Raw genomic sequence first — 19,168 nt, 5'->3', positions numbered from 1 at the left:
ACTTCGAGGCCTCTTCACAGGGATGAATCTACAGCCACGCTGCGCGTCAGGCCGACTCCGCTCCGGCGCGTGCCAGGCGAACCACGACCCCCTTCGACGTCGGGGTGTTGCTGCCCTCGGCGACGCTGTCAAGCGGCACCAGGACGTTCGTCTCCGGATAGTACGCAGCAGCCGACCCCCGGCTCGCCGGATAGGCGACGAGGGTGAAACCCGGTGCCCGCCGCTCCACCCCGTCCTCCCACACGCTGACGATGTCGACGCGGTCACCGTCGGCGAACCCGAGCTCGGCGATGTCGGCCGGGTTGACCATCACGATGCGGCGGGCATGGTGGATGCCGCGGTAGCGGTCGTCCATCGCGTACGGGATGGTGTTCCACTGGTCGTGGGAGCGCAGTGTCTGCAGGATCAGGTGTCCGGGAGGCGCCTCCAGCCAGGTCAGGTCGTTGCGGGTGAAGACGGCCTTGCCGCTCGGGGTGCGGTAGACACCGGAGTTGACCGGGTTGGGCAGCACGAACCCCTTCGGGTCTCTGATCCGCTCGTTGAAGTCCTCGAACCCCGGCACCACCCGGGCGATCCGATCCCGGATCCGGCCGTAGTCGGCCTCGAAGCCCGCCCAGTCGATCCCGTAGCGGTCGCCGATGGTCGCCTGCGCGACCCGGGAGACGATCGCGACCTCGCTGAGCAGGTCCTCCGAGGCCGGCGGGAGCTTGCCACGGGTGGCGTGCACGGAGCTCATCGAGTCCTCGACGGTGACGAACTGCTCGCCGCTGGCCTGGACGTCGATGTCGCTGCGGCCCAGCGTGGGCAGGATGAGGGCGGTCTCGCCGACCACCGTGTGGGACCGGTTGAGCTTGGTGGAGACCTGGACGGTCAGCCGGCAGCTCCTCAGCGCCGCCTCGGCGACGTCGCTGTCCGAGATCGCCCGGACGAAGTTGCCGGCGACGCCCATGAAGACCTTCGCCTTCCCGTCCCGCATCGCCCGGACCCCGTCGACCGAGTCGTACCCGTGCCTGCGCGGCGGGTCGAACCGGAACTCGGCACCGAGCGCGTCGAGGAACGAGTCGGGCATCTTCTCCCAGATGCCCATCGTCCGGTCGCCCTGCACGTTGGAGTGGCCGCGTACCGGGCACACCCCGGCGCCGGGCTTGCCGATGTTGCCCCGCAGCATGAGGAAGTTGACCACCTCGCGGATCGTCGGCACCCCGTGCTTGTGCTGGGTCAGCCCCATCGCCCAGCAGACGATGACCGACCGGCTGGCCAGCACCTGCTCGTGGACCGCCTCGATCTCCTCGCGGGTCAGGCCGGTGGCCTCGAGCGTGTCCTCCCAGGTGATCGTGCGGGCGTGCTCGGCGAAGGCGTAGAACCCGGTGGTGTACGCCGCGATGTACTCCCAGTCGAGCACACCGCCGCCCGCCTCCTGGTCGGCCTCGAGCAGACGGCGGTTGAGCATCTGGAACAGCGCGAGGTCACCGCCGGGACGGATCTGCAGGAACTGGTCCGCGATCGCGGTGCCACGACCCACCACACCGCGGGCCTTCTGCGGGTTCTTGAACCGCATCAGACCGGCCTCGGGCAGCGTGTTCACCGCGATCACCCGGCCGCCGCGCTGCTTGGTCTCCTCCAGCGCCGACAGCATCCGCGGGTGGTTCGTACCCGGGTTCTGTCCGACCACGAACACCAGGTCCGCGTTGTAGATGTCCTCGAGCTGGACGCTGCCCTTGCCGATCCCGAGCGTCTCGTTCAGCGCCGAGCCGCTCGACTCGTGACACATGTTCGAGCAGTCGGGCAGGTTGTTGGTGCCGTAGGCCCGGGCGAAGAGCTGCAGCAGGAACGCGGCCTCGTTGTTGAGCCGGCCCGAGACGTAGAACATCGCCCCGTCGGGAGAGTCCAGGCCGTTGAGCTCGTCGCCGATGGTCCGGAACGCGTCGTCCCAGGTGATCGGCTCGTAGTGGGTCGCCCCGGGACGCTTGACCATCGGCTCGGTCAGCCGGCCCTGCTGGTTGAGCCAGTAGTCCGACTTCTGGTCCAGCTCGGCGACCGAGTGCTGCGCGAAGAACTCCCGCGTCACCCGGCGCGACGTCGCCTCGTCGGCGATGTGCTTGGCACCGTTCTCGCAGTACTCGTTCCGGTGCCGGTGGTCCGGCTCCGGCCAGGCACACCCCGGGCAGTCCATCCCGCCGGCCTGGTTGAGATTCAACAACGTCAAGGCCGTACGCCGCACCGAGGTCTGCGTCAGGGAGTACTCGATCGCCTTCCGCACCGCCGGCACGCCTGCGGCCCAGGTCTTCGGCTCGGTGACACCGAGCATCTCCACCGGCTCGTCGACGGCGTACGCCCCGTCCGCGTCGCGCTTCACCACACCCGTTCCCTTCGCGTCTCGTGCTAGCTCGCCGACTCTTGGATCGGCTCGTCGAGCGGCCCGTCGACCGGCCCGTCGACCAGTTCCTCGACCGGCTCATCGACCAACTCGGCCGGCTTGTCGGCAGGCGCGTCGGGATCGCGCGAGACCCTGATGACGAAGTCGTCACCATGCTCGGAGACCCCGTAGACGACGGCCTGCTCGACCGCCTTGGAGGCGTACTGGGCCCGGACCACCAGCGGGTCCTCCCGGAGGTCCTTCACCAGGGACACGCACAGCGCGACCATGACCAGCACGAACGGCACGGCGGCGACGATGGTGATCGTCTGCAGTCCGCTGAGCGCATCGGAGCCGCCGACCAGCAGCATCACCGCGGCGACCGCACCGGTGGCGACGCCCCAGAAGATCACGGTCGGCCGGCTCGGCTCGATGGAGCCGCGCTCGGAGAGCGTGGCCATCACGATCGAGGCCGCGTCCGCGCCCGAGACGAAGAAGAGCGCGACCAGGATCATGACCACCACGCTGGCCACGGTGGACAGCGGGAAGGACTCCAAGGTGGTGAACAGCTGGGTCTCCACGCCACCGGCGCCGGCGATGTCGACCCCGTTCTGCTGCAGGTCGATGGCCGCGCCACCGAAGATGGCGAACCAGGCCAGGCTCACCAGCGACGGCACGAGGAGCACGCCGGTCACGAACTGGCGGATGGTCCGGCCACGCGAGATCCGCGCGATGAACATCCCGACGAACGGCGTCCAGGAGAGCCACCAGGCCCAGTAGAAGACCGTCCAGCTCGACAGCCAGGAAGCAGTCTCGGACCCCTCGGCCGAGGTGCGCGCCGACATCATCGCGACCTCTTGGAAGTAGCTGCCGACGGTCGTCGGGACCAGGCTGAGGATGAACACCGTCGGGCCGGCCACGAAGACGAACAGGGCGAGCCCTACAGCGAGCACCATGTTGATGTTCGAGAGCCACTGGATCCCCTTGGCCACGCCCGAGACCGCCGAGAAGACGAACCCGACGGTGAGCACGGCGATGATCGCGACCAGGATGCCGTTGCCGGTGCGGCCGAGCCCGCCGACGATCTCCAGCCCGCTGCGGATCTGGAGCGCGCCGAGACCCAACGACGCCGCGGACCCGAAGAGGGTCGCGAAGATCGCGAGCATGTCGATGATCCGGCCCCCGGTCCCGCGTGCGTGGCGTCCGAGAAGAGGCTCGAACACCGAGCTGATCAGCAGGCCGCGGCCCTTGCGGAAGACGCTGTAGGCGATCGCGAGCCCGACCAGGGCGTAGATCGCCCACGGGTGGACTCCCCAGTGGAAGAGAGTCGTGGCCATGGCCGTCTGGATCTTCTCGGACTCTGCTCCCCCGTCCGTTCCGGGCGGCGGCGCGATGTAGTGGCTGACCGGCTCGCTGACGCCGTAGAAGATCAGGCCGATCCCCATGCCGGCGCTGAACATCATCGTGACCCACGAGATCGTACGGAACTCCGGCTCCTCCCCGTCACGGCCGAGCGGGATGTTCCCGAACTTGCCGAAGGCGAGCCACAGCACGAACCCGACGAAGGTCGAGGCCGTGGTGACGAAGAGCCAGCCCAGGTTGTCCATCACCCAGGACAACGACGTCCCCGAGACCGAGGCCAGCGACTCCGTGCTGACGAACCCCCAGACCAGGAAGCCGATCGCGATGATCGCGGTCACCCCGAAGACGACCCGGTCAAGACCTCCGGCGTCCTTCGCCGGTTCCTCGGGTGGACAGTCGAGCGCCGGATGGGTCGGGCTCCCGTTCTGACCGACGGACTTGTGGCGGGGCGACGCTACCGGGGAAAGGTCACCGCTACCGGTGGTTGATCTCATGACGCACTCCGATCGAGGGCTCTGGGAAGGAGCAGCATCTGTCGGTGCCATCAAGACTCCGGGCGGCGGCACTTCAGCGGGGCGCCACCCGTTCAGACGCTGATATATTAGTGACGATATATGTGATGCATCACACGATCAAGAGTCAGATCTCAACGACGAGATCGAGCTCGACCGGCGCATCCAGAGGCAGGACCGAGACGCCGACCACCGAACGTGCGTGGCGGCCCGCGTCACCGAAGGCCATGCCGAGAAGCTCCGACGCCCCGTTGGCGACGAGGGCCTGGTCGGTGAAGAGCGCACCGGAGGCGACGTACACCACGACCTTGACGATGCGCCTCACCCGTCCGAGGTCGCCGACCTCGGACCTGACCGCCTCGAGAGCGTTGACGGCGCACCGTTGCGCACAGGCCTGACCCTCGGCGAGGCTCAAGGTGTCCCCCACCCTGCCCGTGGCGACCAGCTCGCCGTCCTGGATCGGCAGCTGACCCGAGGTGAAGACGAGTCCACCCGCACGCACCGCCGGAACATGGGGCACAGCCGACACGGACGCTTCCCGAGGCGGCAGCCCGAGGTCAGCCGCAAGGACAGCAGGCTCCAGCAGGGCTGCGTTCGAGCCGCGAGAGCCCAGCAGCCGCAGCACCCGGTTCGCGCGATCGGACATGCCGGGACCCTAGCATTGATATACTAGTTGTCGACAGGGCGATCTCCAGGCGCGGACGCCCCATGTCGGCATCGGCACGCCGATCGCCTGTGACTGATGTATCAGACTAGGGTGGTCAAGCGACACCACATCATCCGCCGACAGGCCGGAACGGACATGGGACACGAACTCAATGACGGTTGACGAGATCCTGGCAGCCACGGCGAACCCGCCCGCCGCATCGCTCGCCGAGCAGGCCTACCACTACATCCGTGAGCGCTTGGTGATGCTCGACATCCGTCCCGGGGCACCGATCAACGACGGTCAGATCGCGGCCGCCATCGGCATGGGGCGCACCCCCGTCCGGGAGGCGATCAAGCGCCTCGAGGCCGACCACCTGGTCCACTCTTTCCCCCGCCGCGGCACCTTCGCGACGACCATCGACGCGACCGAGCTCAGCGCGATCGCCGAGATCCGGCGTCAGCTCGCTCCGTACGCCTCCCGCGCCGCCGCCGAACGCGCGACGCCGCAGCAGCGCGAGCAGATGCGGGCCCTGGCGGCGCAGATCGGCAAGGGCAAGCTGGCCGACGGCGACCGCACCGCGCTGATGCGCGTCGACAAGGCCGCCCACGGCCTGATCTACCAGTCGAGCGGCAACGCCCATCTCGAGGACATCCTGATCAGGTACGACAACCTCGCCATCCGGATCTGGTGGATGGTGATCGACCGTCTCCCCGACCTGGCCCACCACGTCGTCGAGCAGGCACAGCTCCTCAACGCCGTGGCCGACGGCGACGCCGACCGGGCCGAGAAGCTCACCCTCGAGCACATCAGCGGCTTCGAACGCGAGATCCGCGAGGTCCTCTGAACCTCGGGTGGCTGTCGGACACCGACCCGACAGCCACCCGAGCGACGTACGCCTGCTCGGCGGGACCGAGCTCAGCAGTCCAGCTGGATGTCACCCAGCGGCTTGGAGCAGCACATCAGCACCTTCTGGTTGGCGATCTCCTTCGGCCGGATGCCGCCGTTGTGCTTCATGTCGACCTCGCCGGAGAGCATCGACACCTTGCAGGTGCCGCACATACCCTGACCACAGGCGGACATCGGACGCATGCCGGCAGCGATCGCCGCCTCCAGCAGGGTCTCGTCCGGACCGCAGGTGATCATCCGGCCGCTGCGCGCGAACTCGACCGAGAACCCGGCCGCGGCCTCGTCCTCGGCGTCCTGCTCGACCGGCGGGGCGGCCGTCGGCGCAGGCACCGCGGGAGCACCGAAGTCGAAGCTCTCCTCGTGGTATTTCTCCATGTCGTAGCCGAGCTCTTCGAGCAGCGACTTCGCGGAGGCCATGTAGCCCGCCGGACCGCAGATGAACGTCTCGCGCTCGTTGAGGTCGGGCGCCAGGATCTCGAGCACCGGCTTGGAGATCCGACCCTGCAGCCCCATCCAGCGCTCGGTGGGGGCGTCGCCCTCACAGATCTCCACCACCCGGAGGTTGGGCATGAGGCGTGCCATCGCCTCGAGCTCACCGCGGTAGATGATGTCGGCCGGCGTACGAGCGCTGTGCACGAAGAGGATGTCCGCCTCGGAGCCGAGGTCGTACAGCGTCCTGGTCATCGAGAGCACCGGGGTGATGCCGCTTCCCGCGGAGAGGAAGAGGTATTTCGGCGCGTCGTCCTCCGGCAGGACGAACGCACCCGCCGGGGCGTGCATCGAGATCCAGGTGCCGGGCTCGAGGTTGTCGTGGAGCCAGTTCGACACCACGCCGTCCGGCACCCGCTTGACCGTGATGGCCAGCCGGTCGGGCCGGGTCGGCGGCGAGGCGATGGTGTAGCAGCGCGTCATCAGCTCGCCGTCGATCTCGACGCGGATCGTGATGAACTGGCCCGCTTCGAAGTCGAAGGGACGACGCTCGGGGGTCGTGAAGACGAAGGTCTTCACGTCGTGGGTGACCGCGAGCACCTGGCTGCACACCAGGTCCATCACGTCGCTCTCGGCCCAGCAGGGCTCGAGCATCCGCTTGCTGCGAACGGGCGCGGGGCGGCCGTTCTGCAGCCCGAAGGAGTTCGGCTCCGACACCTGGGGGATGTCGGTCTCGATGATGGTCATGTCTCCTCCCCGACTTCGGCTAGGCGTTGGCTTGGATGCGTTGGACGTACCAGGTGACGAATGCATCGACCTCACCCTCGACCTCTGAGTACGGACCAGGTACGTAGCCCGGGTCCGTCACTCCTCGCTGGGTGCCCTCGACCAGGACGCGGTCCTGGTCGTTGGTGGCACGCCAGACGGAGGTGAGCGACTCGACCGAGTAGTCGACGCCTTCGACGGCGTCAGGGTTCACCAGCCAGGTCGTCCGGACCAGGGTCCGGTCCACGGCGAGCGGAATCACCGAGAAGACGACCGCGTGGTCACCGAGGAAGTGGAACCACGAGTTGGGCTGCATGTGCAGCGACAGGTCGCCGAACCTCGGGTCCTCGATGGATCCCATCAGCTTCGCGCAGAGCTGCTGGCCGTCGGGGCCGAAGGAGGCGCCCGCGCCGTCGAGGGGCAGGTGGGAGATCTGGAACCCGGTCGCCTTGCCCTCCAGCTGGCAGACGTCCCCGTTCGGGAAGCCGATCGCCTCGCGGGCCTTCTCCAGCTCGGCCTGCGCCTCCAGGTAGCGCTCGAAGATCTGCTGCTGGCGCGGCGGCACGTCCTCGGCCTCGTAGCGGCTGATCGGGAAGTACGCCGTGAGCAGCTCGGGGTGAGAGGCGTCGCAGTGGTGGCACTCGCGGTTGTTCTCCATCACCAGCTTCCAGTTGCCCTCCTCGACGATGTCGGTCTGGTGGGCGACCTTCGCGGAGGCCAGCGAGTAGGGCTTCAGGTATGGCTCGATGAGCTGGCTGACCTCGTCGAAGTCGGCCGGCGGCTCGTCGGCCAGGCAGAGGAAGACCAGCCCACCGACCGCACGCACGTTGACCGGCTTGAGACCGAACTTGTCGTATTCGAAGGTGGAGGCCTGCGACTCGGCGAAGATCAGGCTGCCGTCGACCCGGTAGGTCCACTGGTGGTAGGGGCACACGATGTTGCCGATCGAGCCGCAGGCGGACTCGAGCAGTCGCGACCCGCGGTGCCGGCACACGTTCCGGAAGGCACGGACGTTCTCGTCGTCGTCACGGACGACGATCACGGAGTGGGTGCCCACATCGATGGTGACGTAGTCGCCGGGGTCCGGGATCTCCGCCTCGGCGACGGCGAAGATCCAGTGCTGGCCGAAGATGACGTCGAGGTCCTGCTCGTAGATCTCCGAGCTGGTGTAAAAAGGCGCCTCCAGGCTGTAGCCGGGTGCTCGCCTGTCCGCCAAGGACGCCAGATCCTCAGGCGTCGTTTCGATGCTCATACGCGTCACGTTGATGTCTCCCACGCTCAACCGGGCAGATTCCGGGTTCAGATAACGGCGGACCGCCAGACGGCGGTTGTTTCACTCTGCAAAACTGCTGCGCAGAACGCAACAACGATTCTGCCGCGCGTTTCGAGACGCTGTCAACGACTCCGTGTGGATTCCCCCACAGGATTTACAAGCGCTTCACGACACGGGAACGCGACGTGGCCCGCATGCACCAGACATGCGGGCCACGTGATCAGGCCGATCCCACCTCGGCCAGGGCAGGTCGGGTCACTCGGCCTTGGGGAAGCCGTTCCGCTCGGAGATCGCCGCAGCGGCAGCGAGCACGTGCTCGGCCAGCTCGGGCGCGTTCTCGGACGTGATCCGGAACGAGGGGCCGGAGACCACGACGGCGGCGATCACCCCGCCGCCGAGGGAGCGGATCGGCGCCGCCACGCCGGCGAGACCGATCTCGTGCTCGTCGACGGAGTAGGCATAGCCCAGCCGCCTGACCTCGGCGAGCTGCTCCTCGAGCCGCTCCGGGTCGACCACGGTCTCGTCGGTGTAGCGCTCGAGCCCCCGGTCCAGGATGTGCTGACGCTCCTCCGGCCGCATCATCGCCAGGAAGACCTGACCGGACGCGGTTGTGTGCAGGGGGCTCCGCTGACCCACCCAGTTCACCGAGGTGATCTCGGCGCTCCCGATCACCTGGTCGATCGTGATGGCCTCCTCGCCGTCGTTGATGACGATGTTGACGGTCTCGCCGACCTCGTCGGCCAATGCCATACAGATCGGGCGACTCGTGACCGAGAGATCGTGCTTGCGGGTCGCGCCGGCGGCGAGCTGGATGACCCCGTAGCCGAGCTGATAGTGCCCGCGGCTCGCGTTCTGCTCCACGAGCCCGCGGGCCTCGAGCGTCGCCAGCAGCCGGAAGACCGTGGACTTGTGCACCCCCAGTTCCTCGGAGATCGGCGTGACTCCGACAGCACCCCGACGGGCGAGCACCTGGAGGATGGAGATGGCTCGGTCCACTGAGTGAACGGTCGTGCTCCGTGTTTCGCTCGTGTTGCTCATGCTGAAACAGTATGCCTTCCGGACCGATTCACCTTGGTCACCCCTACTGCCGGGTAGGCAAGCCGCGAGCGATGTGACGCCGCCGTACGAGGTCTGAGATCGGTCCGAAATCGGTCGAGACAGGGTCTTGATGCGGGCGCTTCTCACGGTCTAGTTTGTTTCATATAGCGCTCTTGTTTCGCTATAAGAAACATCCCTGCAACCTGAGTACGCCGGACGCCCCCACCCCGGGGGCAGGAAGAAGAGACGCCATGGCAGACAACAGAGTCGTCGTCTACAAGGGGCCGGGCGAGGTGGCCGTCGAGTCCATCGAGTACCCGAAGCTGGAGCTCCCCCAGGATGTCGTCAGTGGTCTCGGCATCAAGCGTGCGGCGCCGCACGCGGTGATCCTCAAGCTCGTGACGAGCAACATCTGCGGCAGCGACCAACACATGGTGCGTGGCCGGACGACCGCCCCCGTGGGTCAGACGCTCGGCCACGAGATCACCGGCGAGATCGTCGAGATCGGCGACGACGTCCTCTTCCACGAGGTGGGCGACATCTGCTCGGTGCCGTTCAACATCGCGTGCGGCCGTTGTCGCATGTGCAACGAGGGCAAGACCGGCATCTGCCTCAACGTGAACCCGGCCCGGGCCGGCGCTGCGTACGGCTATGTCGACATGGGCGGCTGGATCGGTGGCCAGGCAGAGTACGTCATGGTCCCGTTCGCCGACTTCAACCTGCTGAAGTTCCCCGACCGCGACCAGGCCCTCGAGAAGATCCTCGACCTGACCATGCTCTCCGACATCTTCCCGACCGGCTACCACGGCGCCTACACCGCCGGCGTGACCACCGGGTCGACGGTGTACGTGGCAGGAGCGGGCCCGGTCGGGCTCGCCGCGGCGTACTCGGCCCAGCTGCTCGGCGCGTCGACCGTCATCGTCGGCGACATGAACGCCGACCGGCTCAAGCAGGCCGCCAGCTTCGGCTGCGAGACCGCGGACCTCTCCTCCGGCGACGCCCTCGCGGACATCATCGACGACATCCTCGGCGAACCGGTCGTGGACGCCGCCGTCGACGCGGTCGGCTTCGAGGCCCGCGGCCACGGCCGTGACGCCGCCGAGCAGCCCGCCACCGTCCTCAACGACATCATGGACGTGGCGCGCGCGGGCGCGTCCCTCGGCATCCCCGGCCTGTACGTCACCGGCGACCCGGGCGCCGTCGACGACGCCGCCAAGCAGGGCCAGATCGGCGTCCGGCTCGGCCTGGGCTGGGCCAAGTCGCACACCTTCGTGACCGGCCAGTGCCCGGTGAAGCAGTACAACCGTCAGTTGATGAACCTGATCCTCGCCGACAAGGCCCACATCGCCGACGCGGTCAACGCGAAGACGATCAGCCTCGACGAGGCCCCGGCGGGCTACGCCGCCTTCGACCAGGGCGCGGCCACCAAGTACGTCATCGACCCGCACGGCATGGTGGGCTGACCCCGACCGGACTGCACGACGGTCCTGCTCCGGCCAGATCGGCCGGGGCAGGACCGTTTCACTTGCTCAGCAACTTCACAGACCCAGCAGCCGGCGCGCCTCGCCGACGGTGACGACGGAGCCGGTGACCAGCACCTGTCCACCGGCAGCCGCGGAAGCGGCCTCGGTCGCCTCGGTGAGCGCGTCGGCGAGGTCGTCGACCTCCACGACCCGATCCGCACCCAGGACCTTCCGCGCCGCCGAGGCGACGGCATCGGGTGGGAGCGATCTCGGGCTGCCGTTCCGCGTGCAGACGATCGTGGTCACCACCGGCTCGAGCTCGACGAGCATGCCGGCGAGGTCCTTGTCCCCCATCGCGGCGACCACGGCGACGGTCGGCCGCGGACCCAGGTCGGCCAGCGCGGCCGCCAAGGCCCGAGCGCCGTCGGGGTTGTGGGCGGCATCGAGGATCACGGCGGGGGTGCCGGGCAGCACCTCCAGGCGGCCGGGTGACCGGACCGAGCCCAGCGCTCGTCGCAGCGCGTCCAGCGGGATCATCTCCTCCAGCAGTGCCTCGACGCTCGCTATCGCGAGCACGGCGTTGTGAGCCTGGTGGCGTCCGTGCAGGGCGAGCGGGACCTCTTGATAGTGGCCCGCAAGGCCGTCGACCGAGACGGTCTGCCCCTCGCCCGCGACGCGCCGGCCGCTCAGGCCGAAGTCACGTCCCTCGACCATGAGCCTGGCGAGATGCGCGTCGGCGTGAGCCCGGAGAAGCTGTTCGACCTCGGGGGTCTGACGCGCCGTCACCGCGAGTGCGCCGGGCTTGATGATCCCGGCCTTCTCGGCGGCGATGTCGAGCCGGGTCGGGCCCAGGTGGTCGACGTGGTCGAGCCCGACGGGGAGGAGGGCTGCGACAGGGGCGTCGATGACGTTGGTCGCGTCCCACATGCCACCCATGCCGACCTCGACAGCGGCGACGTCGATGCCAGCGCTCGAGAACGCCTGGTAGGCCATGGCGACGGTCATCTCGAAGAACGACAGCGGGGTCGGGCTCCCCCGGTCCACGGTCTCGGCCGCAGGCAGGACGTCCTGATAGGCCTGGACGAACGCCTCGGGCGAGATCGGACGGCCGCCGATGCTGATCCGTTCCCGGATGTCGGTGAGATGAGGGCTGGTGAACCTGCCGACCGTCGAGCCCAGCTCGAGCAGGATCGACTCCACCATCCGCGCGGTGCTCGTCTTGCCGTTCGTACCGGTGATGTGGATCGCCCGGTAGTCGCGTTGCGGTCGGCCGAGCAGGTCCGTCACCGCCCGGATGCGCTCCAAGGACGGGGCGATCCTGGTCTCCGGCCAGCGGGCGAGCAGCCGACGCTCCACCTCGGTGACGTCCAGGGTGAAGGCGGTGGCCGACGGGCGGCTCACCGCTCCCCCGCCCGGGCGCCGACGAGGCCGGTCGCGGCCATGGACCCACGCAGGCGCGCGGCCACCCTGGAGGCGGCCGCGGCGCCGGAGACCGAGTGGACGCGTACGCCCCAGGCACCGCCGACCGCGGCGACCGCGGCGACGGCGTCGGACGCCTCGTCGCGGTCGGCGGGAACGTCCGGATCACGCCGCCCGTACGCGGCGGCCTCGGCGAGGAACCGCTTGCGCGAGGCGCCGACGAGGACCGGGAAACCGAGATCCTGCAGTCTCGGCAGGGCCGAGAGCAGCTCCCAGGACTGGCTGACGTTCTTCGCGAAGCCGAGGCCGGGATCGAGGACGATGCGCTCGGGACGTACGCCGACGGCGAGAGCGGACTCGACCCGGCCGCGGAGCTCGGCGCAGACGTCGTCGACGACCGAGTCGTAGAAGCAGAAGTCGTCCATCCGGGTGGAGTGCGCCCGCCAGTGCATGAGTACGCAGGTGACGTCCGCCTCCGCCAGGAACGGCAGCATCTCGGGGTCGGCGAGCCCACCGGAGACGTCGTTGACGATGACCGCACCGGCGGCGACCGCCTGCCGGGCGACCGAGGCGCGCATGGTGTCGACCGAGACCGAGAACCCGCCGCGGGCCAGGGCCTCGACCACCGGGATCACGCGGGCCAGCTCCTCGGTCTCGCTGACCCGCTGGGCGCCGGGACGGGTGGACTCGCCACCGACGTCGAGGATGTCCGCTCCCTCACGGATGAGCTCGTGGCCCCGGCGTACGGCCGCGTCGACGTCGTGGAACCGGCCGCCGTCGGAGAAGGAGTCGGGGGTGACGTTGATGATGCCCATCACCTGACACCGCTGGGCGGTGTCGGTGGACAGCTGGGTGGCAATCATGTCAACGCCCCGACGATCGCCTCCCTGGCAGCCAGCTGCTGCTCGGCGATCTCGACGATGTTGGTCAGCAGCATCGCGCGGGTCATCGGTCCGACACCGCCGGTGGCGCCGGTCATCTTGCCGGCGACGACGTCGACGTTCGGATCGACGTCGCCCAGGATGCCCTCGATGGTGCGGGTGATGCCGACAGACAGCACGGTGGCACCAGGACTGACCCAGTCGGGCTTGACCAGATGAGCGACACCCGCGGCGGCGACGATGACGTCCGAGGCCCGGGCGTGGGCGGCGACGTCACGGGTCTCGATGTTGCACAGGGTGACCGTCGCGTGCTCGGTCGGGCGAGTGAGCATCAGTCCGAGGGGCCTGCCGACGGTCAGTCCACAGCCGATGATGCAGAACCGCTGCCCGGTGATCGGCACGTCGTGCTGCCGCAGCAGCTCGATGATCCCGCGCGGTGTGCACGGCAGCGGAGCGGGGGTGCCGAGCACCAGCTTGCCGAGGTTCGTGGGGTGGAGCCCGTCGGCGTCCTTGTCCGGGTCGATGAGCTCCAGGACCCGGTGGGTGTCGACGTGCGGCGGCAGCGGCAGCTGGACGATGAAGCCGGTGCAGCTCGGGTCCTCATTGAGCTGCTGGACCGCGGCCTCGATCTCCGCCTGCGACGCGGAGGCGGGCAGCTCGATCCGGATCGAGGCGATGCCGACCTCGGCGCAGTCGCGGTGCTTGCCTGCGACGTAGGAGCGGGAGCCGGGGTCGTCGCCGACCAGGATGGTGCCCAAACCGGGGTCGATGCCGGCCTCGTGCAACGCCTTGACCCGCACGGCGAGGCCGGCCTTCAGCTCGGCAGCGACCCGCGTGCCGTCGATCTTTGCTGCGGTGGTCATGCTTCTCCTTCGGCCCGTGATGTCAGCACTCGATGACGTTGACGGCGAGGCCTCCGCGGGAGGTCTCCTTGTACTTGATCTTCATGTCGGCGCCCGTCTCCCGCATGGTCTTGATCGCGGCGTCGAGCGAGACCCGGTGGCTACCGTCGCCACGGGCGGCGATGCGAGCGGCGTTGATCGCCTTGTTGCTGGCGATGGCGTTGCGCTCGATGCAGGGGATCTGCACCAGCCCACCGACCGGGTCACAGGTGAGACCGAGGTTGTGCTCGATGCCGATCTCGGCAGCGTTCTCCACCTGCTCCGGGGTGCCACCGAGCACCTCGCACAGGGCGCCGGCCGCCATCGCGCAGGCCGAGCCGACCTCGCCCTGGCAGCCGACCTCGGCACCGGAGATGGACGCGTTGATCTTGAACAGGATCCCGATCGCAGCAGCGGCGAGGAGGAACCGGACGATCCCGTCCTCGTCAGCGCTGGGCACGAACTTCTCGTAGTAGTGCAGCACCGCCGGGACGATGCCCGCGGCGCCGTTGGTGGGAGCGGTGACGATCCGGCCGCCGGAGGCGTTCTCCTCGTTGACGGCGAGAGCGAAGAGGTTGACCCAGTCCATCGCGCGGAGCGGGTCGGTCTCGTCCGTGACAGCGTGCAGGTGGGCGTACAGACCGGGGGCGCGCCGCGGGACCTTCAGCCCGCCGGGCAGCGTGGGCTCGACGCGGGTGCAGCCGTTGTGCACGCACTCCTGCATGACCGACCAGATGTGCAGCAGCTCGCCGCGTACCTCCTCCTCGGTTCGCCACGCCAGCTCGTTGGCGAGCATGACATCGCTGATGCCCAGGCCCGACTCGGCGCAGACCGCGAGCAGCTCCGCGCCGGTGGTGAAGGGGTACGGGATCGGGGTCGCGTCCTCGACGATCCGGTCCGCGCCGGCCGCGTCCTCGTCGACCACGAAGCCGCCGCCGACCGAGTAGTAGGTGCTCTCCAGGAGCACCTCTCCCCCAGCGCCGAAGGCACGGAAGACCATGCCGTTCGGGTGGGCCGGCAGAGTGCGGGTGCGGTGCATGACGACGTCGTCGGCGTCGAGCTCGATGTCCCGCGCCCCGGCCAGCCTCAGCCGCCGCGTGGCGCGGACCTCGGCCACCCGGGCGTCGGCGTTGTCAGTGTCGACGGTCTCGGGCCGGTTGCCCTCGAGACCGAGGATCACCGCCTTGTCGGAGCCGTGGCCGTGGCCGGTGGCCCCGAGGGAGCCGAACAGCTCGACCTGCACCCGGGCGGCGGCGTCGAGCAGCGACCCTGCCTTCAGAGCATCGGTGAACTGCACCGCCGCGCGCATCGGGCCGACCGTGTGGGACGACGACGGCCCGATGCCGACGGAGAACATGTCGAAGACGCTGAGAGCCATCAGCCGGATCCCAGACGCTGGATCGAGCTTGTCGAGATGACTTTGAACTCGGCCATGGCGTCGACCAGCCAGCGGCCCAGGAAGTCGGCGTACGAGGCGCGCGGCAGGATCCGGTAGGAGTCGGCCTCGACCTTCCACAGGATCACCGGGACACGTCCGATGTTGGTCACCACCGCCGTGCCCACCGCGTTGACCCGCGGGTGCAGGTCGAGCGGGCAGCCCTTCTCCAGGACCGCCCGCGCGGAGGGGCCCTCGAGGCGGAGGGTGGTGCGGTTGGCCGACAGGTCGACGACCGCGGCACCACCTTCCGAGACGCCTGCGCGCAGGTAGGACACCAGGGTGGATCCGGCCACGCTGGTCGAGACGACCAGGAACTCGTCGGGCGAGAGCCACAGGACGACCACGTCGTGGCCGGTGGCGACCTCACCGCACCGGGCGGGGAGATCGGCGCCGAGGATCGTGGCCAGGCGCTCCCGGTCGGGCGAGCCGACCGGCACCCGCAGGCCCACCATGGTGAGGAACTGCTCCTCGCGCACCCGCACCCCGAGGGCACCGGTGACGCCGGCGTCGACGAAGGCGCCGTGCAGGTGCTGGGCCGGGCTGACGCGCAGTCCGGAGATCGTCTTGTCGAGCGGCTCGATCGTGGTCTCAACCATCGCGGCGGCTTCCTTCCGGGTCGTAGAGGACGGTTTCAGCGACGACGACGTCGACCAGTCGGTCACCGACCGGCGCGACGAGGGTCTGGCCGATGCGGTTGCGGCCATCCTTGATCAGCGCCAGGGCGAACGAGCGCCCGAGCGCGGCACTGTGATAGCTCGAGGTGACGTGCCCGAGCATCGGCACGGGCCCGTCGGCGGGGGTGATCGGCGTACCGGACTCGACCAGCTGGGTGCCCTCGGGCAACCGGAAGGACTTGTCGACGGGGAGCACCGAGACGAGGTGCTTGCGGTCGGTGCGGGAGGTGTCGGCTCGGCTGTAGGACCGCTTGCCGACGAAGTCCTTCGCCTTGGAGACGATCCATTCCATGCCGGCGTCCTGAGGGGTGACCGTGCCGTCGGTGTCCTGGCCGACGATCGGGTAGCCCTTCTCGGCGCGGAGCACGTGCATGGTCTCGGTGCCGTACGGGGTGATCGACCATTCCTGGCCGGCGGTGTGGATGTCCTCCCAGACCTGCGGACCGAACCAGGTCTCGACGTTGACCTCGAAGGCGAGCTCGCCGGAGAAGGAGATCCGGCACACCCGGGCGGGGATGCCCGAGGCGAGCGTGGTCTCGCGGAAGGTCATGAACGGGAACGCGTCGTTGCTGACGTCCAGGTCCGGCGCGATCGTGGCGATCACGTCGCGGGACTTCGGGCCGACGACCGCGACGGTGGACCACTGCTCGGTGACCGAGGTGAAGCTGACGTCGAGGGTCGGCCACTCGGTCTGGTGCCACTCCTCGAGCCAGTCGAGGACCTTGGCAGCGCCGCCCGTGGTGGTCGTCATGAAGTAGCGGCCCTCGTCGATGCGGAGCGTGACGCCGTCGTCGAACATCATCCCGTCGGGCGTGCACATGACGCCGTAGCGGGCGGAGCCAGGGGCGAGCTTCTTGAACGCGTTGGTGTAGATCCGGTTGAGGAACTCACCGGCGTCGCTCCCCCACACCTCGATCTTGCCGAGCGTGGTCGCGTCCATCATGCCGACGGACTCGCGGACCGCGGCGCACTCGCGGAGCACGGCCTCGTCCAGCGACTCGCCGTCCTGCGGGTAGTACCAGGGCCGCAGCCACTGACCCACGATCTCCATCTCGGCGCCCTGCGCGACGTGCCAGGGGTGGATCGAGGTCAGCCGGGCCGGGTCGAACAGGTCGCCCCGCTCACGTCCGGCGAGCGCGACGAACGGGACCGGAGCGTACGGCGCGCGGTACGTCGTCGTGCCGATCTCGCCGGGGCTGCGACCGTCGTTGAGCGCGGCCGCGATGACCCCGATGGCGTTGACGCCGGAGGTCTTGCCCTGGTCGTTGGCGGTGCTGATGGAGGTGTAGCGCTTGATGTGCTCCACGCTGCGCATGCCGGCGCCGGTCGCCCGGAGCACGTCGTGCACCGTCTGGTCGCGCTGGAGGTCGACGAAGTGGTCGACCAGATCGTCGAGCGGCACGCCGTCGTCGGCCGCGAGCCACAGCGGGCGGGTCGTGCCGTCACCGGTCGGCGCAGGGAGCGGGCCCTCCGGTGCCTCGGCGGAGCCGATGAACCCGGCGGCGAGCAGCGCGGTCGCTGCTGCGTACCGGCCCTCGTCGAGGCACGCGTCGAGGGTGTAGCTGCCGCGGGCCGCTCCCACGATCTGCTGTCCGGCGACCTCGCCGTCGGGGACGAACCCGGCCAGCCGCTCGTCCCAGCGGACCTTGCCCTGCCGCTGGCTGTGCAGGTGGACCACCGGGCTCCAGCCGCCGGCGACGGCGACCAGGTCACAGGCGATCTCCCGCCGCCCGCCGACCGCGGTGCCGTCGGCGTCGATCGCCGACACGGTCGCGGCGGCGGTGACCCGCGGGTCGCCGGCGGTGTCGAGGACGGCGGAGCCGAGGAGGACCTCGATGCCGGCCTCCTCGGCTCGGCGGGCCGCCTCGGACCGGTCGGTGCGGGCGTCGACGACGGCCGTCACGCCGACTCCGGCGGCGGCCAGGTCGGCGGCGACCTCGTAGGCGCTGTCGTTGGTCGTGGCGAGCAGCACGTTCGAGCCGGCGGCCACGCCGTAACGGTTCAGGTAGGTGCGGACCGCGGAGGCGAGCATCACGCCCGGGCGGTCGTTGTTGGCGAAGACGAGGGGACGCTCGTGGGCACCGGTCGCGACGACGACCTGCTGGGCGCGGATGTGCCACAGGCGCTGCCGCGAGACGCCGGTGAGGGCGCTCTTGGCGGCGGCGTCGAGGTGGTCGAGCCGGCTCTCGAGCGCGATCACGTAGTTGGCGTCGTAGCTGCCGAAGGCGTTGGTCCGGGTGAGCACCGTGACCTCCGGGGCGGCCGCGAGCTCCTCGGCGACCTCGCGCAGCCAGGTGTCGCTGTCCACCCCGTCGACGCTCAGGCCGCGGGTCGAGAGCAGGGAGCCTCCGAGCTCGGGCTGGTCGTCGATCAGGATCACCCGGGCGCCGGACGCGGCGGCGGTACGGGCCGCGGTGAGCCCCGTGGGGCCGGCGCCGATGACGAGGACGTCGGTGTGGACGTACTTCTTGTCGTACACCGCGGTGTCGTCGGCGGGGTCGAGCTCGCCGAGGCCGCTGAGGTAGTCGGCCCGGAGCCCGTCGACGAGCTCGACGGTCGTGGCCGGGAGCATCGACTCGGCGACCGAGTCGCCGGGCCGGCGCAGCCTGACCAGCGCGTTGGACTCCTCGACCCCGGCGGAGAGGACGCCGCGGGGGCGCTGCAGGTAGAGCGAGGGACCGCACTCGAGCACGCCGTTGGCGATCAGTGCCGAGGCGAGGGTGTCACCGGCGTGGCCGGCGTACTCCTGGCCGTCGACGCTGAACGTGAGTCGGGTGGATCGGTCGATGCGGCCGCCGTCTGCGAGGCGGTGCGACGTCGTGCTCACTGTGAGCCTCCATCCAGGGTGGGACGTGGTTCGCCGGCCCCGTAGACGGCGGCGATGCGGTAGGTGACGGTGTCGCGAAGAACGTTGAACCACTTGCGGCAGCCGGAGCTGTGGACCCAGCGTTCGGCGAAGATGCCCTTGGTGTTCTCGCGGTAGAACAGATAGCGGCCCCACTCCTCGTCGGTGAGGGCGTTCGGGTCCTCCGGGTAGGGGACGTGGGCCTGACCGCCGTAGTGGAACTCGGTCTCGTCGCGGGAGCCGCAGTTGGGGCAGCTGATGAGGATCATCGTCGGCT

General features: G+C 69.3%; 15 protein-coding genes. 2 read left to right on the top strand and 13 right to left on the bottom strand.

Features of this window, described 5'->3' with window-relative positions:
* Positions 1-46: 46 nt before the first annotated feature.
* From WBG06_RS25815 to WBG06_RS25805, 3 genes are all read right to left on the bottom strand, one after another.
* Positions 47-2,308, bottom strand: coding sequence for an FdhF/YdeP family oxidoreductase (locus WBG06_RS25815; protein ID WP_336740637.1), 2,262 nt, complete (start codon positions 2,306-2,308; stop codon positions 47-49).
* A 74-nt stretch (positions 2,309-2,382) separates the two neighbouring features.
* The gene (locus WBG06_RS25810) at positions 2,383-4,212 is read right to left on the bottom strand and encodes a BCCT family transporter (RefSeq protein ID WP_336740585.1); all 1,830 of its coding nucleotides are present in this window, start codon (positions 4,210-4,212) and stop codon (positions 2,383-2,385) included.
* A 145-nt stretch (positions 4,213-4,357) separates the two neighbouring features.
* Positions 4,358-4,876, bottom strand: a complete 519-nt coding sequence (locus WBG06_RS25805; RefSeq protein WP_336740583.1) for a RidA family protein — start codon at positions 4,874-4,876, stop codon at positions 4,358-4,360.
* Positions 4,877-5,048: 172 nt separating this feature from the next.
* Here WBG06_RS25805 and WBG06_RS25800 point away from each other — a divergent pair, with 172 nt between their 5' ends.
* Positions 5,049-5,723 carry a GntR family transcriptional regulator gene (locus WBG06_RS25800; protein ID WP_336740581.1) on the top strand — a complete coding sequence of 225 codons (675 nt, stop codon included), beginning with the start codon at positions 5,049-5,051 and terminating at the stop codon, positions 5,721-5,723.
* Positions 5,724-5,794: 71 nt separating this feature from the next.
* On the opposite strand, the gene WBG06_RS25795 is transcribed toward WBG06_RS25800, so the two are convergent.
* The 3 genes from WBG06_RS25795 to WBG06_RS25785 all read right to left on the bottom strand — a co-directional run bounded on the left by WBG06_RS25795 (position 5,795) and on the right by WBG06_RS25785 (position 9,248).
* Positions 5,795-6,961: a hybrid-cluster NAD(P)-dependent oxidoreductase gene (locus WBG06_RS25795; RefSeq protein ID WP_336740579.1), complete on the bottom strand. Its 1,167-nt coding sequence runs from the start codon at positions 6,959-6,961 to the stop codon at positions 5,795-5,797.
* Positions 6,962-6,980: 19 nt separating this feature from the next.
* The gene (locus tag WBG06_RS25790; protein WP_336740577.1) at positions 6,981-8,231 is read right to left on the bottom strand and encodes an aromatic ring-hydroxylating oxygenase subunit alpha; all 1,251 of its coding nucleotides are present in this window, start codon (positions 8,229-8,231) and stop codon (positions 6,981-6,983) included.
* A gap of 276 nt (positions 8,232-8,507) precedes the next feature.
* Positions 8,508-9,248 carry an IclR family transcriptional regulator gene (locus tag WBG06_RS25785; protein ID WP_336740575.1) on the bottom strand — a complete coding sequence of 247 codons (741 nt, stop codon included), beginning with the start codon at positions 9,246-9,248 and terminating at the stop codon, positions 8,508-8,510.
* A 293-nt stretch (positions 9,249-9,541) separates the two neighbouring features.
* Between WBG06_RS25785 and fdhA the strand changes: the two genes are divergently transcribed.
* Positions 9,542-10,753, top strand: a complete 1,212-nt coding sequence (fdhA, locus tag WBG06_RS25780; RefSeq protein WP_336740573.1) for a formaldehyde dehydrogenase, glutathione-independent — start codon at positions 9,542-9,544, stop codon at positions 10,751-10,753.
* A 75-nt stretch (positions 10,754-10,828) separates the two neighbouring features.
* Here fdhA and WBG06_RS25775 read toward each other — a convergent pair whose 3' ends face one another.
* Genes WBG06_RS25775 through WBG06_RS25745 form a run of 7 tightly spaced genes read right to left on the bottom strand, consistent with a single transcriptional unit; the run spans position 10,829 to position 19,160 of the window.
* Entirely contained in the window at positions 10,829-12,154 is a 1,326-nt protein-coding gene (locus WBG06_RS25775; RefSeq protein WP_336740571.1) for a bifunctional folylpolyglutamate synthase/dihydrofolate synthase, read from the bottom strand.
* The gene (folP, locus tag WBG06_RS25770; RefSeq protein ID WP_336740570.1) at positions 12,151-13,035 is read right to left on the bottom strand and encodes a dihydropteroate synthase; all 885 of its coding nucleotides are present in this window, start codon (positions 13,033-13,035) and stop codon (positions 12,151-12,153) included. Before folP ends, WBG06_RS25775 begins: the two co-directional genes overlap by 4 nt.
* Positions 13,032-13,916, bottom strand: coding sequence for a bifunctional methylenetetrahydrofolate dehydrogenase/methenyltetrahydrofolate cyclohydrolase (locus WBG06_RS25765; protein ID WP_336740569.1), 885 nt, complete (start codon positions 13,914-13,916; stop codon positions 13,032-13,034). Before WBG06_RS25765 ends, folP begins: the two co-directional genes overlap by 4 nt.
* Before the next feature lie 22 nt (positions 13,917-13,938).
* A complete protein-coding gene (locus WBG06_RS25760) occupies positions 13,939-15,312 on the bottom strand; it encodes an L-serine ammonia-lyase (protein WP_336740567.1) in 1,374 nt (457 codons plus the stop codon).
* Positions 15,312-15,968, bottom strand: a complete 657-nt coding sequence (locus tag WBG06_RS25755; RefSeq protein ID WP_336740565.1) for a sarcosine oxidase subunit gamma — start codon at positions 15,966-15,968, stop codon at positions 15,312-15,314. The genes WBG06_RS25760 and WBG06_RS25755 overlap by 1 nt, the downstream gene beginning before the upstream one ends.
* Complete coding sequence (locus WBG06_RS25750) at positions 15,961-18,873, bottom strand: 2Fe-2S iron-sulfur cluster-binding protein (RefSeq protein ID WP_336740564.1); 2,913 nt, start codon at positions 18,871-18,873, stop codon at positions 15,961-15,963. The genes WBG06_RS25755 and WBG06_RS25750 overlap by 8 nt, the downstream gene beginning before the upstream one ends.
* Positions 18,870-19,160 (bottom strand): sarcosine oxidase subunit delta, encoded by a 291-nt coding sequence (locus WBG06_RS25745; RefSeq protein WP_336740562.1) that lies wholly within the window; start codon positions 19,158-19,160, stop codon positions 18,870-18,872. The genes WBG06_RS25750 and WBG06_RS25745 overlap by 4 nt, the downstream gene beginning before the upstream one ends.
* Between the last annotated feature and the right edge of the window lie 8 nt (positions 19,161-19,168).

Source organism: Nocardioides sp. CCNWLW239 (assembly GCF_037137035.1).
GTDB lineage: Bacteria > Actinomycetota > Actinomycetes > Propionibacteriales > Nocardioidaceae > Nocardioides.
Note: the sequence above shows the minus strand (reverse complement) of the source record. Positions and strands in the feature narration are given on the sequence as shown.